At 52.0% G+C, this 14,268-nt stretch carries 11 protein-coding genes and 1 pseudogene; 8 read left to right on the top strand and 4 right to left on the bottom strand.

Annotated features, from left to right (window positions below; genetic code table 11):
* Positions 1-10 precede the first annotated feature (10 nt).
* Genes mnmG through ABLW18_RS06650 form a run of 4 tightly spaced genes read left to right on the top strand, consistent with a single transcriptional unit; the run spans position 11 to position 4,163 of the window.
* Positions 11-1,870, top strand: a complete 1,860-nt coding sequence (gene mnmG, locus ABLW18_RS06665) for a tRNA uridine-5-carboxymethylaminomethyl(34) synthesis enzyme MnmG (protein WP_347824055.1) — start codon at positions 11-13, stop codon at positions 1,868-1,870.
* Positions 1,867-2,490, top strand: a complete 624-nt coding sequence (rsmG, locus tag ABLW18_RS06660; RefSeq protein WP_347824054.1) for a 16S rRNA (guanine(527)-N(7))-methyltransferase RsmG — start codon at positions 1,867-1,869, stop codon at positions 2,488-2,490. Before mnmG ends, rsmG begins: the two co-directional genes overlap by 4 nt.
* The gene (locus ABLW18_RS06655; protein WP_347824356.1) at positions 2,468-3,253 is read left to right on the top strand and encodes a ParA family protein; all 786 of its coding nucleotides are present in this window, start codon (positions 2,468-2,470) and stop codon (positions 3,251-3,253) included. Before rsmG ends, ABLW18_RS06655 begins: the two co-directional genes overlap by 23 nt.
* A 19-nt stretch (positions 3,254-3,272) precedes the next feature.
* Positions 3,273-4,163, top strand: a complete 891-nt coding sequence (locus ABLW18_RS06650; RefSeq protein ID WP_347824053.1) for a ParB/RepB/Spo0J family partition protein — start codon at positions 3,273-3,275, stop codon at positions 4,161-4,163.
* Here ABLW18_RS06650 and hemW read toward each other — a convergent pair.
* Genes hemW through rph form a run of 3 tightly spaced genes read right to left on the bottom strand, consistent with a single transcriptional unit; the run spans position 4,160 to position 6,626 of the window.
* Positions 4,160-5,308, bottom strand: coding sequence for a radical SAM family heme chaperone HemW (hemW, locus tag ABLW18_RS06645; protein WP_347824355.1), 1,149 nt, complete (start codon positions 5,306-5,308; stop codon positions 4,160-4,162). The genes ABLW18_RS06650 and hemW overlap by 4 nt on opposite strands.
* Positions 5,308-5,916 (bottom strand): RdgB/HAM1 family non-canonical purine NTP pyrophosphatase, encoded by a 609-nt coding sequence (gene rdgB / locus ABLW18_RS06640; RefSeq protein ID WP_347824052.1) that lies wholly within the window; start codon positions 5,914-5,916, stop codon positions 5,308-5,310. Before rdgB ends, hemW begins: the two co-directional genes overlap by 1 nt.
* Positions 5,916-6,626, bottom strand: coding sequence for a ribonuclease PH (gene rph / locus ABLW18_RS06635; RefSeq protein WP_347824051.1), 711 nt, complete (start codon positions 6,624-6,626; stop codon positions 5,916-5,918). Before rph ends, rdgB begins: the two co-directional genes overlap by 1 nt.
* 66 nt (positions 6,627-6,692) lie before the next feature.
* Here rph and hrcA point away from each other — a divergent pair, with 66 nt between their 5' ends.
* Together hrcA and ABLW18_RS06625 are read left to right on the top strand one after the other, a co-directional pair.
* Positions 6,693-7,754, top strand: coding sequence for a heat-inducible transcriptional repressor HrcA (gene hrcA / locus ABLW18_RS06630; protein WP_347824050.1), 1,062 nt, complete (start codon positions 6,693-6,695; stop codon positions 7,752-7,754).
* A gap of 6 nt (positions 7,755-7,760) precedes the next feature.
* Positions 7,761-8,315 (top strand): nucleotide exchange factor GrpE, encoded by a 555-nt coding sequence (locus tag ABLW18_RS06625; RefSeq protein ID WP_347824049.1) that lies wholly within the window; start codon positions 7,761-7,763, stop codon positions 8,313-8,315.
* A 50-nt stretch (positions 8,316-8,365) separates the two neighbouring features.
* On the opposite strand, the gene mutS is transcribed toward ABLW18_RS06625, so the two are convergent.
* Positions 8,366-10,981 (bottom strand): DNA mismatch repair protein MutS, encoded by a 2,616-nt coding sequence (gene mutS, locus ABLW18_RS06620; RefSeq protein ID WP_347824354.1) that lies wholly within the window; start codon positions 10,979-10,981, stop codon positions 8,366-8,368.
* Between the two features lie 284 nt (positions 10,982-11,265).
* On the opposite strand from mutS, the gene ABLW18_RS06615 reads away from it, so the two are divergent.
* Together ABLW18_RS06615 and ABLW18_RS06610 are read left to right on the top strand one after the other, a co-directional pair.
* Positions 11,266-13,521 (top strand): NADP-dependent malic enzyme, encoded by a 2,256-nt coding sequence (locus tag ABLW18_RS06615; RefSeq protein ID WP_347824048.1) that lies wholly within the window; start codon positions 11,266-11,268, stop codon positions 13,519-13,521.
* A 127-nt stretch (positions 13,522-13,648) separates the two neighbouring features.
* Positions 13,649-14,257: pseudogene (locus ABLW18_RS06610) on the top strand (PfkB family carbohydrate kinase); the annotation flags it as partial.
* Positions 14,258-14,268: the final 11 nt, after the last annotated feature.

Below are 14,268 nucleotides of genomic sequence, written 5' to 3'. Positions count from 1 at the left end.
CGCGTTTCACGTGAAACATTTTGATGTTGTGATTGTAGGTGGAGGCCACGCAGGTTGTGAAGCGCTTCATGCGGTTTGCAGGTATGGCTTGCGGGCTGCGCTTGTGACCTTGGATCAGAGCAAAGTCGGCGTGATGTCATGTAACCCGGCAATTGGGGGGCTGGGTAAGGGCCATTTGGTTCGCGAGATTGATGCTCTTGATGGGATCATCGGCACAGCAGCCGATTTGTCTGGCATCCAATTTCGTCTGCTTAATAGAAGCAAAGGCCCCGCTGTACAGGGCCCACGGACACAATCAGACCGAAAGCTGTATTTACAGGCGATACAGGCCTTGCTGGCAAAACAAGACTATATACTGATCGAAGGAGAGGCGGCGGACCTAATGTCAAGTGGCGGCGCTGTGACAGGTGTTCGTTTGGCTGATGGCTCAGAAATTCTTGCCCATACGGTTATTCTGACTGCTGGGACTTTCATGCGGGGCGTTATACACATCGGCGATAAAAGAGTTTCTGCCGGTCGCATGGGAGAAAAAGCGGCTGACGTGCTGTCGCAGAAGATGGAATCTTTGGGCGCTGTATTTGGCCGATTGAAAACGGGTACACCACCACGTCTGAATGGAGATACCATTGATTGGCGTCAGTTGGAGCTTCAACCTGCGGATTTTGATCCAGTCATGTTGTCGTTTCTTTCTAAAGGACCAACGGTGCGGCAGGTAAGCTGCGGCATCACCCATACAAACAGCCAAACCCATGATATTATTCGGGAAAATATTGATAAATCGGCAATGTATGGCGGGCATATAGAGGGTATTGGGCCGCGGTATTGCCCTTCTATTGAAGATAAAATAACCCGCTTTGCCGATAAATCTAGCCACCAAGTGTTTTTGGAGCCTGAAGGGCTTACGACAAATTGCGTGTATCCTAACGGCATTTCGTCGTCTTTGCCGCAAGATGTTCAAGAAGCCTATGTCAGGTCGATTGTGGGGCTGGAGAATGTTGAAATTCAACAACCGGGCTATGCCATAGAGTATGATTTTCTTAATCCTCAAGGCTTATCAAGTGATTTGGAATCAAGCTTGATGGGTGGATTGTTCTTGGCGGGCCAAATTAATGGAACCACAGGGTATGAGGAGGCCGCAGCCCAAGGCTTAGTTGCAGCCATTGGTGTTGCGAAGCGGCTTAAGGGCGTGTCGCCCATCACATTTGATCGTAGTACCAGCTATATTGGGGTGATGATTGACGATTTAATAACACGCGGCGCAACTGAGCCTTATCGGATGTTTACATCACGGGCGGAGTTTCGATTAAAGCTCCGCGCTGATAACGCTGATCAGCGGTTAACCGAGCAAGGTTACACGTCCGGCCTCGTGTCGGAATCTAGGTTTGGCGCCTATCGGGAAAAGATGACGCATTTAGACGAGTGCCGTGCCCTATTGTCATCAATGGCTGTTTCACCCAACCAAGCCCGTAAGGCAGGAATAGATCTTGGTCTCGACGGGCGTCGTCGCAGTGGGCATGAGTTGCTTTCGATTCCCGGGGTGACGGTTTCTAATCTTTCCAGTCTGGCCCCAGGGTTAGCTGATTGTGATGCGGAGTCTTTGGTCCAGGCCGCACGAGAGGCGCTCTATGTAACTTATATTGAGCGCCAGGGCCGCGATATTGATGCCTTAGCTCGGGATTTGAGCGTTAAGATACCAAAAAGTTTTCATTACGTGGGGGTTCCTGGTTTGTCGTCTGAGCTGATTTCAAAACTAAACGCGGCGCGTCCAGAGTCGCTTGGTGCCGCTAAGAATATCGAGGGGGTGACGCCGGCAGCTTTGACGGCTGTTTTGTTAAGTATCAAGTCCAAAGGGTTGAAAAATACCGGATGACTAGGCAAGAAAAACTCACCAGCCTGAGTGTTTCACGTGAAACAACGGCGCAGCTCAATGAGTTCGTTGCGCTCGTTAAAAAGTGGAATCCGGTTATCAACTTGATCGCAAAGGGCAGCATTTCAAACATCTGGAGCCGTCATATTGAAGATTCGGCACAAATCATCGCATTGGCGAAGCTGTCTGATTGTTGGATAGATATTGGCAGCGGTGGTGGGTTTCCCGGCATCGTTGTGGCGATTTGTTTGAAAGAAATCTCTCCCTCCACTTGCGTTATATTGGTTGAAAGTGACCTGCGAAAGGCCGCTTTCCTTCGTCAGGCTGCGGCTACTTTAGAGTTAAATTGTGAAATCCACAGCTTTAGGGTTGAATCTTTAACCCTTGCTCGGGCCGCTACCGTTTCGGCGCGTGCTCTCGCAGCTTTGCCCAAGCTTTTAGAATATGCAGAAACTCTTGTTGAAACGGACGGCGTGTGTTTGTTCATGAAGGGGCAAAGTCATCAGGATGAACTTGTGGCGGCGCAAAAATCATGGTCATTTGAGCACGACATCGTGCCGAGCCAGACAGACATTCACGCAGCGGTGTTGAAAATCAGGAATATTCGACGTGCAGCAGCCTAAACAAAAAATATTCGCCATCGCCAATCAAAAAGGTGGGGTCGGGAAGACAACCACAACCCTAAATTTGGCAGCAGCAATCGCGGAAGCTGGTTTTAAAGTGCTGGTTATGGATCTTGACCCCCAGGGAAACGCGTCAACCGGGCTTGGCTCTCATGCGGATGCGCGCGCGTTCACAACCTATGATGTTTTGATCGGCACCCAAGTGGAGCCCCGGTTTATTCAAAAAACAGATATCGAAAACATCGACCTTGTTCCATCGACAACAGATCTCAGCTCTGCGGACATTGAATTGGCCAGCGCGAAAAACCGAAGCGAGATGTTGCGTAAAGTTTTGAGCAACTCAGATCTGTTAAAATACGATTATATATTGTTGGATTGTCCGCCGTCACTCAACGTCCTAACAGTAAACGCCTTGATTGCAGCCCACGCCCTTATCATTCCTTTGCAAAGCGAATTTTTCGCTTTAGAGGGTTTGTCGCAATTGTTAATGTCCGTGCGAGAGGTGCGAGATCTTGGCAACCCAGATCTTCGAATTGAAGGGGTGGTGCTGACAATGTACGACGCGCGCAATCGCCTATCCTTGCAGGTCGAGGAGGATGCGCGGGAAAACTTGGGTGAATTGGTTTTTAAAACGGTCATCCCGCGAAACGTGAGAATAAGCGAGGCGCCGTCCTTTGCGATGCCCGTGTTGAGTTATGATAGCCGATCCAAAGGTGCAGAGGCCTATCGCGCCCTCGCACAAGAAATTTTGGCACGCAGATGATAAAGAGTTAGGATATAAAATGGCCAATACCCCCAAACGCCAAAGAGGTCTCGGTCGGGGCCTATCGGCGCTGATGGCTGATATTGAACAGACAGTCGGTGACACAGGGCCCAGCAGCTCTGAGCGGCGCAGTGATATGCTTGTGCCGATCGAAAATGTGCACCCCAATCCGGACCAACCGCGTCGGCATTTTGATGTTGATGAATTAAACGATCTTGCCGGGTCAATTCGTTCGAAGGGTGTTATTCAGCCGCTGGTCGTGCGTGCGCATCCAGACAAAACCGGCGAATATGAAATCGTCGCGGGGGAACGGCGGTGGCGGGCCTCCCAGCTCGCCCAGCTACATGAATTGCCCATTGTGGTGCGGGAATTTTCTGATTCGGACGTTCTCGAGATCGCAATTATCGAAAATATCCAGCGCGCAGACCTCAACCCCATCGAAGAGGCGATTGGATATCGCCAGCTCATGGATAAATTTGGTCATACGCAAGAGCAGATGGCAGAAGCGCTTGGCAAATCGCGTCCACATATCGCAAATATTCTGCGCCTTCTGGCACTTCCAAAAGATGTTCAAGCTCTTGTCATCAATGGCAGCCTGTCAAGTGGTCACGCCCGCGCATTGATTACGGCGCACAATGCCTCTGATTTGGCGCGTGTTGTTGTGGCGCGTGGGTTGTCTGTTCGACAGACGGAAAAATTGGTGAAAGAGCCGAAAGCGCCCAGCAAAGGCCGCATGCCAAAATCTGCCAAAGACGCAGATACGCGTGCGCTTGAAGGTGATCTTTCCGCAGCTCTTAAAATGGCGGTCTCCATCACGCATAACCCGGGACAAGAGGGCGGCTCGATTACCATCCGCTATAAAAATCTAGAGCAGCTCGATGAGCTTTGTCGCCACTTAGCAGGGCTTTAATACATCAGGGCTTGGACCAGTTGATTCAAAAGCGGGCGACCGGATTTTGTGGCGCGAAGTTGATTTTCAGAGAGGTCTAGCAGGCGCATGTCCAGCAGGTGACTTGGAATATCGAGCGGCGCATTGGCGATGCTCTCAATGCGCGTTCGAGAAATCCCATCTAATATTCGTAATCCCATCATGATAAGCTCATTGGCGTGATCTCGCGGGGTTAATGTTTCTTGGTGACTGGTGCCGCTCTTTTGCAACTCTACCCGTTCCAACCAGGTCTGGGGCGCTAGGACTGTTCTTGTAGCGTGGCGTTTTCCTGACAGGGTCAAGCGGCCATGGGCCCCGGGCCCTATTCCGATATAATCGCCACCGCGCCAATAAATTTTATTATGTTTAGATTCCAATGACTTGTGTGAATAATTGGACACTTCATAGGCGTATAGACCCGCTTTGGCGCAGATCTCATTGGTTGCGTCAAACATATCAGCGCTTAAGTCTTCATTGGGCAACCCTGCCAATTTCCCTGCCTGCGCCCGAAAGCCAAAGGCCGTTCCAGGTTCAATTGTAAGTTGATACAAAGATAGGTGCCCCGCGCTCATATCTATGGCTTCGCTTAGCTCCTTTTGCCAGGCCTCAAGCGTTTGATCTTGCCGCGCATAGATCAAATCAAAACTGACCTGGTCAAAATATGTCTTCGCGACAGTGAGAGCGGATCGCGCCTCTGCCGCGGAGTGCAAACGACCGAGGCGCTTCAAGTCGGGATCGTTTAGCGCCTGAATTCCCATGGATATACGGCTCACCCCGGCGGCGCGAAAATCAGCAAGGCGCGAGGCTTCAACCGAGGACGGATTGGCCTCAAGCGTGATCTCAATATCATTTGCGAAAGACCAATGCACCCGCGCGCGATCAATCAGGCGCTCAACCATTTTGGGTGGCATCAAGCTTGGCGTACCCCCTCCGAAAAAAATTGAATTCAACAGACGACCCCGGGTAAGGACCCCATGGCGATCCAGTTCGCTCAGGAGAGCCTTTTCCCATACATCGTTGTCTACCGCCGCGTTGACATAGGAATTAAAGTCACAATATGGGCATTTTGCTTCACAAAATGGCCAATGGATATAAAGTCCAAACCCGCCATGGTGCCAATCTTCCATCATGTGAGGCAGCCAGACACCAGTTTTTTGAAGGCATCCGCCCGATGACTGATCGGGTGTTTATGTTCTGGGAGCATTTCAGCAAATGTTTGATCATACCCATCGGGTTGAAACATGGGATCAAAGCCAAACCCATGAATGCCACGCATTGGCCAGACCACTTGGCCCGGCACGATACCAGCAAAAACCTCATCGTGACCGTCTGGCCAAGCCAGGCACAATGTACAATTAAATTGCGAATGGCGCGGAAAAGGCGCATCGGCCGCTTCCAGCTCTTCCCAAGCCCGCGTCATGGCCATCGTAAAATTGCGACCATTGGAGGTTTCCGCCCAATCAGCCGTGTAAACCCCTGGAGCGCCACCTAACCCGTCGACACAGATGCCACTATCGTCAGACAGAGCTGGCAAACCTGTTGCTTGGGCCGCAAAATGCGCCTTCAGGCGCGCATTTCCTGCGAAACTTGTTTCTGTTTCCGCCGGCTCGTCCAGGCCCAGATCGCCAGCACTTACACATGCGACACCAAAGGGTGCCAAAAGCGCCTGAATTTCGCGCAATTTGCCTTTGTTATGACTGGCTAGAACAATCTTTGGTTCGGTGAGCGCTCGCATCAGCCAACGGCCGCCAATTGAGTAGCTACCAATTGCGCCACGCCAGCTTCAGCCAGATCAATCAGTTGCCCCATTTGGTCGCGTGAGAATGTTGAGCCCTCAGCCGACATTTGGACTTCAACCAATTTGCCCGATCCCAACATAACGAAATTGCCATCAACCCCGGCTTCACTGTCCTCGGGGTAGTCTAAATCCAAAACTGCTTGGCCGGCATAGATACCGCAGCTCACTGCAGCCACAGGATCCAAAAGCGGATCGCTTATAACATCCCCGGCCTTCATGAGTTTTTGCACGGCAAGCTTAAGCGCAACCCAGCCACCTGTAATCGCAGCGCAGCGTGTTCCGCCATCCGCCTGGATCACGTCACAATCGATACTGATCTGCCGCTCACCCAGGGCGACGCGATCCACACCGGCGCGCAAACTCCGCCCAATGAGCCGCTGAATCTCTTGCGTACGCCCAGATTGACCGTTTTTGGCCTCTCGGCGCATTCTTGTATGGGTGGCGCGGGGCAGCATCCCATATTCTGCCGTTACCCAACCCAACCCCGAGTTCCGAAGAAAAGGCGGCACGCGCTCTTCCAAACTGGCTGTACAAAGCACATGTGTGTCGCCAATCTTGATCAAACAAGATCCCTCTGCATGTCGGGTGACGTGTGTTTCAATCACAATGTCACGCATTTGATTTAATTCTCGATTGGATGGTCGCATAGCTTGTCCTCTCACTGTTCATGCGCGAATATGCGAAGAGGACCACAAATAGCAAGGCTTAGGTGAATGGACTCGTCGACAGAGTTATTTTCAGAAATGGATGCCCGCAGCCGTGAAGTGTTTCAACGGGTTGTGGAAAGCTACCTGTCTTCGGGAGAGCCGATGGGCAGTAACACGTTAACTCAGCATATGACCGAGACCGTGAGTGCCGCCACCATTCGCAATGTCATGAAAGACTTAGAACTTCTTGGCCTGCTCGATAGCCCGCATACTTCTGCTGGCCGTCAGCCGACGGAACTTGGTTTGCGTATGTTTGTCGATGGAATCTTGGAGGTTGGCGAGCCCGATAAGGCCACGCAGCGCAAAATTTCCGCTACGATGGACGAAAATGACAGTATAACAGGCATGCTTGATCGTATGTCCAGCGCCCTATCTGGGCTTACTCGTGGCGCATCTTTGGTTCTGGCGCCAAAAAAATCTTCGCCCATAAAGCATATTGAATTTGTGTCTTTGGCTACTGATCGTGCGCTCGCGGTTTTGGTTTTTGCCAATGGTGAGGTTGAAAACCGGGTATTTCGCCCACCTTTGGGTCAAACTCCGAGCCAAATACGCGAGGCTGTGAATTTTTTGAATGCCATTGGTCAGGGCCGGACATTGCAAGAGTTGAAATCTAGTATTATCGTGGAGATCGAAAAACATCGCTCCGAATTAGATGTTTTGACCACGGGTCTGGTTGAGGCTGGGGTGGCCGTCATGCAGGACGCTGGCGGTGATAATGAGCGATTAATTGTCCGCGGCAGATCGAATCTCCTCGAGACCACCGGCACAGCGGAGGATTTGGAGCGGGTACGGGTCCTCTTTGATGACCTCGAACGCAAGCGAGATATAGCGGAATTCTTGCAATTAACCGATGAAGGCGAGGGTGTTCGCATTTTTATTGGCTCTGAGAACAAACTATTTTCACTTTCGGGTTCCTCTTTGGTGGTTTCTCCCTATATGAACGCTGACCAAAGGGTGGTTGGCGCCATTGGAGTAATCGGACCCACGCGTCTGAATTACGGTCGGATCGTGCCAATCGTGAATTATACCGCTCAAATGGTCGGGCGGGTTTTATCTGATCGAGGTTAGGTCCAGATGGCAAAAGAACATGAAGACGAGTTTCTCCAGGACGTTAGTCTTGCTGAAGAAGAAGAATATGGTGACGAAGAATACACCGAAGAGGAGTTAGAGCTTGATGCTCTGCGCGCCGAACGTGATGATCTCAAGGATCGGTGGATGCGGGCTCTTGCAGATGCGGAAAATGCCCGCAAACGCGGTGACCGTGAACGCAGAGAAGCCGAAAACTATGGCGGCTCAAAGCTCGCCCGTGATCTACTGCCGGTGTACGATAATCTCAAACGCGGCCTTGAGGCAGCGACAGATGAACAACGTGAAGTTTCGGCCGCGTTGATTGAAGGGGTGGAGCTGACCATGCGGGAAGTTGTCAATGTTTTTAAAAAACATGGCATCGAACCCATTTCGCCAGAAATTGGCGAGCGTTTTGATCCACAAAACCATGAAGCAATGTTTGAAGCGCCCGTTCCGGGAACAAAAGCAGGGGATATCATTCAGGTGATGACCGAAGGCTTTATGCTGCACGATCGCCTTCTGCGCCCCGCGCAAGTAGGTGTGTCTTCAACGCCAGGCTAGGGCCCTACAATAATCTTTATGATAACGAAGGGCGGCTCATCGGCCGCCTTTTATGTTTTAAATTTGGATTTCAGCTCATAAATGAGATCCAAGGCCTGTTTGGCGCTCAAACTATCGGGCTGAATCGCATTAAATGCCTCCTCAAGCTCTGATTGAGCCGAGGGAGCGGGCGCTGTCGTCGCCACCGCGGAAAAAAGGGGCAAATCGTCGATGAGGGCTTTTTGCTTGATATGTCCTTCGCGCTCGCCCCGCTCTAAAGTTTCAAGTACCACTTTTGCACGCTCTAAAACGGAATGTGGCAGACCGGCTAATTTAGCCACTTGCACCCCATAGGATCGATTCGCAGCGCCTTTTTTTACCTCATGTAAGAATACCACATCTCCTTGATACTCCCGAACGGTAACGGTTGCATTGTCCACATGGTCAAGTTTGGCAGTGAGCTGGGTGAGCTCATGGTAATGCGTGGCAAATAAGGCGCGGCACTGATTGACGTCGTGCAAATGCTCCAGTGTTGCCCAGGCGATAGACAGCCCATCATAGGTTGAAGTGCCACGGCCAATTTCATCCAAAATCACCAAGGCGCGGTCATCTGCTTGGTTCAAAATGGTGGCGGTTTCCACCATTTCCACCATAAAGGTCGACCGTCCGCGGGCCAAATCATCGGCTGCCCCAACGCGGCTAAAAATTTGTGAAACAATGCCAATTTCAGCCCGAGCAGCCGGTACAAAGGAGCCGGCCTGTGCCAAAAGAGCAATCAAAGCATTTTGACGCAAGAATGTTGATTTACCGGCCATGTTCGGTCCGGTGAGCAACCAAATCATGTCTTCTGTGCTGGTCAAATGGCAATCATTGGCAACAAACACCGTTTCCGCCTGCGCTTTGATGGCAGCCTCGACCACCGGATGGCGGCCCTGCTCAATGATAAAGTCGCGGCTGTCATTCAAAACGGGTCGGATCCAGCCCTCGACCATGGCCAATTCTGAAAAAGCAGCCGCCACGTCAATTTCTGCAATCGCCACCGCCAAAGCTTGCAGCGGGGCGGCATGATCTAAAACCTGCGCGCAGAGACCGGCAAAAACTTCTAGCTCCAACCCTGTCGCCCGGCCGGCGGCATTTAGGGTTTTGGTTTCCATATCGCCCAGTTCGACCGTCGTAAAGCGAACAGCATTGGCAGTGGTTTGTCGGTGAATAAACGTATCACTCAAAGGCGCCGCCACCATGCGCTGGGCATGGGTCGCGGTGGTTTCAATGAAATATCCCAGCACATTGTTATGCTTTATTTTTAGAGATGGAACTCCGGATTGATTGGCGTAATCGGCTTGCATGCTCGCAATGACCGACCGCGCTTCATCCCGAAGGGCGGTTATCTCATCTAGCTCCGTCGAATAGCCAGTGGCGACAAAGCCACCATCCCGCGCCAGAAGGGGCGCCTCGGAGACCAAGGCGCGATCCAATTCATCGAACAGGTCCTCAAAACCCTTCAAATCATCTGCAGCATTTTGCAGGAGTGGCGGTAAATCGTGTTGGGCTAAAAGCGCTCGCACCTGCGCGGCCTGGGTGATGCCGCTCCCAAGTGCCAGCAAGTCTCTTGGACCACTGCGCTCCAGAGCCACACGCCCCAAGGCGCGTTCAACATCGGGCAATTGCTTCAAAGCTGAACGCACCGCTCCGCGCAAACCGCTTTGTCCACAGAAAAACGCCACAGCCGAAGCGCGCTCCTCGATGGTTGCCAGGCGTTGAGATGGTGTTGTGATGCGGCGAGACAGAAGCCGCGCCCCTGCAGCGGTCACAGAACGATCCACAACGGACAACAAGGAGCCAGATCTTTCCCCTGAGAGCGTTTGGGTCAGTTCAAGATTTTTGCGCGTCGCCGCATCAATCGCGACAAAACCATCTTGGGCTTCACAAACAGGCTGGCGCAGAAGTGGCAGTTGGCCTTTCTGAGTGGCGGAGAGGTATTCAATCAGCCCAGAAATTGCTGCGATATCTGCACGACCAAATTTTCCAAGACCGCCAAGGTCTCCAACACCATAGGCCTTGCAAATCTTGTCTGCGCCGGCGGTGCTGTCAAAAATGTCTTTTGGCAACTCGGTCGCTGCTGCGCCGCACTCTTGGATAATTTCTAAAATTTCATTGGAGGCCCGCTCAGCCACGAGCACTTCCGCCGGGGCAAGCCGGGCAAGCTCTGGCCCCAAACGCACGGGCGGGCAGGGGCTATAGCGCAGATCTCCGGTCGAAATATCTACCCAGGACAGGCAGCTCTGGTTGCGCACCTGAACAAAACTGGCCAGAAAATTACTCTCCCGCGGGTGGAGCAGCGTATCTTCGGTTAAGGTGCCCGGGGTGACCAAACGAACCACGCCCCGTTTCACAACGGATTTCGCGCCGCGCTTCTTTGCCTCTTGCGGGTTTTCCAGCTGTTCACAGACCGCAACACGAAACCCTTTTCGAATGAGGTTGAGCAAATAACCTTCCGCTGCATGCACTGGCACGCCGCACATTGGGATATCCGCGCCCTGATGTTTGCCGCGTTTCGTTAGGGTAATATCGAGCGCCTGTGCGGCAGCGACAGCATCGTCGAAAAACAGCTCGTAAAAATCCCCCATGCGATAAAACAATAGGGCGGAGGGGTGGTCCTCCTTGATTTTAAGAAATTGTGCCATCATGGGCGTGACTGACTGGTCGGGCTTGCTCACAGATTTATCTCCATTTATGGCAAGTATTAGGCAAAACCTGCGATGAAAGAAAGCGATCATCGGAATGGTTTTTGAATTGGTTTGACCTCAGGTTGGCGGTGGTTCATTCTGGTGCGAAGGTGGCGCAGGGTTGGTGCGCAGCGCACCAAAGCACAAGCGGCGCAGTTGCTCCGTATTGGGGGGCTGTCAAAAACTGAATTGCACCAGAGAAATAGATAGTTTAATATTAAACTAATTTTAAACGGAGCGCTGCAATGCCTAATAATAAAGTCACAGATGCTGATGCGCTGGCCTACCACTTAGAGCCAACGCCCGGTAAATTTGAGATTACCGCTTCTGTGCCAATGACAACACAGCGCGATCTTTCCTTGGCCTATTCGCCGGGTGTTGCGGTACCGTGTTTGGCCATCGCTGATAAACCTGAACTGGCCTATGACTATACCAACAAGGGCAACCTTGTGGCGGTAATTTCCAATGGGACGGCCGTGTTGGGTCTTGGTAATCTTGGAGCCTTGGGTTCTAAGCCCGTTATGGAAGGTAAGGCGGTTTTATTTAAGCGCTTTGCGGATGTGAACTCCATCGATATTGAGCTGGACACCGAAAACCCAGAAGAATTTATCAATGCCGTGAAGCTCATGGGCCCAACTTTTGGTGGTATCAACCTCGAAGACATTAAGGCACCCGAGTGTTTCATCATCGAGCAAGCCTTGAAAGAGGTGATGGATATACCGGTTTTCCATGATGACCAACATGGAACAGCTGTGATCTGCGCGGCAGGTCTGATCAATGCGCTGCATCTATCTGGTAAAAAAATTCAGGATGTGAAGATTGTTTTGAATGGAGCTGGAGCGGCTGGGATCGCTTGTATTGAACTTTTGAAATCCATGGGTGCTAAACATAATAATTGTATTGTGTGTGACACTAAAGGCGTGATTTATCAGGGGCGTACTGAGGGTATGAACCAATGGAAATCTGCCCATGCTATTTCAACAGAGTTGCGCAGTTTGGATGATGCTATGGTGGGCGCAGATGTGTTCTTGGGTGTTTCCGTTAAGGGTGCAGTTACGCCGGCAATGGTGGAAAGCATGGCCCTGGACCCAGTGATTTTTGCCATGGCCAATCCCAATCCTGAAATCACGCCTGAAGAGGCACATGCCGTGCGTCCAGATGCGATTGTGGCAACAGGACGGTCTGATTATCCCAATCAGGTCAACAATGTTTTGGGCTTCCCCTATTTGTTCCGTGGCGCGCTGGATATTCACGCTCGAGCGATCAATGATGAGATGAAGATAGCCTGCGCGCGCGCGCTCGCGGATTTAGCCCGTGAAGAGGTACCCGATGAAGTGGCTCTGGCCTATGGCACGAAGTTGAGCTTTGGCCGGGATTATATCATCCCTACGCCCTTTGATCCGCGTTTGATCTACCGCATTCCGCCCGCGGTTGCGCGTGCTGGAATGGACACTGGCGCGGCCCGCCGGCCGATTGTGGATATGGACGGTTATGAGCTGTCTTTGAAAACCCGCATGGACCCCACTGCGAGTATTTTGCGCGGGATCAATGCGCGCGCACGTTCGGCGCAGGCTCGGATTATCTTTGCCGAAGGGGATGACGAGCGTGTCTTGCGCGCTGCTGTATTGTATCAACGCCAAGGATTTGGAAAATCCATTGTCGTGGGTCGGGAAAGTGACGTGCATCAAGGATTGGAGGCGGCGGGACTTGGTGATGCCGTCGGTGAGCTGGAAGTGGTGAATGCCGCGAACACAGAACATTTGGAAGATTACAAAAATTATCTCTATCAACGCTTGCAACGCAAAGGTTTTGATAAAACCGACGTGCATCGTCTTGCGGCTCGGGATCGTCACGTTTTTGCATCGTTGATGCTTGCGCATGGGCATGGTGACGGTCTGGTCACGGGGGTGACGCGCAAATCGGCTCATGTTTTGGAATTGATCAGCCATGTTTATGACGTGGGCCCACATGATGGCGCGGTTGGGGTAACCGCGGTTTTGTCCAAAGGCAAAATCACTTTGATTGCTGACACATTGGTGCATGAATGGCCCGATGAAAATGACCTTGCCGACATCGCCGAACGCGGTGCGAGCGTGGCGCGCGCCTTGGGCTTAGAGCCGCGCGTGGCTTTTGTGAGTTTTTCAACCTTCGGCTATCCGGTTTCAGAGCGTGCTGAAAAGATGCGCATTGCTCCGGATGTCTTGTTGAAACGTGGGGTCGATTTTGAATTTGAGGGCGAGATGGCTGTGGATGTCGCGCTCAACGTCAATGAGATGAAGAAATATCCCTTCAGCCGCCTAACTGGCCCGGCGAATGTCTTAGTGGTTCCAGCGCGGCATTCGGCTTCGATCTCGGTGAAGTTGATGCAGGAAATGGGTGGCGCGACAGTGATCGGACCTATTTTGACGGGCATCGATAAGCCAATTCAAATTTGTTCGACCGTGTCTTCTGTGAATGACATTCTCAACATGGCGGCGATTGCTGCCTGCAACATCAGATGACGAGCTACAATTTTGGCTCTATCAACGCCAGTTATTTCTACAAGGTGCCCCATATCCTGGCACCTGGGGAAACCTTTCAGCGACCGTTTTAGATCAGGTCTTTGGTGGTAAGTGAGCCAATCAAACTGTAGCCATGGCTCAAGCGGGTGCGGATGTGGGGCACTTAGGAGCGGTGGGCCATGATGGGGTGTGGCTGCTTGAGCTGCTTGTGTCTTTGGGTGTGGCAAGTGATGCAATTGCCCGCCTGTCCTGTGCCTCTGGTCATGCAATTATCACGGTGGCCGCGGATGGTGAAAATGCCATTACGCTATATTTAGGAGCCAATACGGCGATGAGCGAGACGCAGCTCACCCAATGGCTGGCCCCGATCCGTGTGGATGGTTGGCTGGTGATGCAAAATGAAACTGCCCATCAGGTTTGTGCAGCCCGCATGGCGCGGGCTCAAGGCACGCGCGTGGTGTATTCGGTCGCCCCATTCGAGGCGAAGGCAGCGGAAGAGGTTTTGCCCTTTGTGAATATTTTATGTGCGAATGAACATGAGGTAGAAGCTTTGCAGCAGGCTCAGCGCATGTCCAGTTTAGCCAGCCTTGGGCTTGATGGCATGCTTATCACCTATGGTGCAAAAGGAGCCGCCTATCATGATTTTACGCAGATCAGGTATTTGAGGTTGCGGGAATTCCCGTCACCCCCGTCGATACCACCGGAGCGGGCGACACGTTCTGCGGATATTTTATAGTGCGATTGTCA

Origin of the sequence: uncultured Planktomarina sp., from assembly GCA_943788425.1 — a bacterium.
GTDB lineage: Bacteria > Pseudomonadota > Alphaproteobacteria > Rhodobacterales > Rhodobacteraceae > Planktomarina.
This window is presented reverse-complemented; position numbering and strand designations above follow the sequence as displayed.

What these genes read in the sequence shown, in the direction of transcription:
- rsmG (WP_347824054.1), top strand. Translation starts at nt 1,867, where the DNA reads ATGACTAGGCAAGAAAAACTCACCAGCCTGAGTGTTTCACGTGAAACA.
- ABLW18_RS06650 (WP_347824053.1), top strand. Translation starts at nt 3,273, where the DNA reads ATGGCCAATACCCCCAAACGCCAAAGAGGTCTCGGTCGGGGCCTATCG.
- hemW (WP_347824355.1), bottom strand. Translation starts at nt 5,308, where the DNA reads ATGGAAGATTGGCACCATGGCGGGTTTGGACTTTATATCCATTGGCCA.
- rdgB (WP_347824052.1), bottom strand. Translation starts at nt 5,916, where the DNA reads ATGCGAGCGCTCACCGAACCAAAGATTGTTCTAGCCAGTCATAACAAA.
- rph (WP_347824051.1), bottom strand. Translation starts at nt 6,626, where the DNA reads ATGCGACCATCCAATCGAGAATTAAATCAAATGCGTGACATTGTGATT.
- hrcA (WP_347824050.1), top strand. Translation starts at nt 6,693, where the DNA reads ATGGACTCGTCGACAGAGTTATTTTCAGAAATGGATGCCCGCAGCCGT.
- ABLW18_RS06625 (WP_347824049.1), top strand. Translation starts at nt 7,761, where the DNA reads ATGGCAAAAGAACATGAAGACGAGTTTCTCCAGGACGTTAGTCTTGCT.
- mutS (WP_347824354.1), bottom strand. Translation starts at nt 10,981, where the DNA reads ATGATGGCACAATTTCTTAAAATCAAGGAGGACCACCCCTCCGCCCTA.
- ABLW18_RS06615 (WP_347824048.1), top strand. Translation starts at nt 11,266, where the DNA reads ATGCCTAATAATAAAGTCACAGATGCTGATGCGCTGGCCTACCACTTA.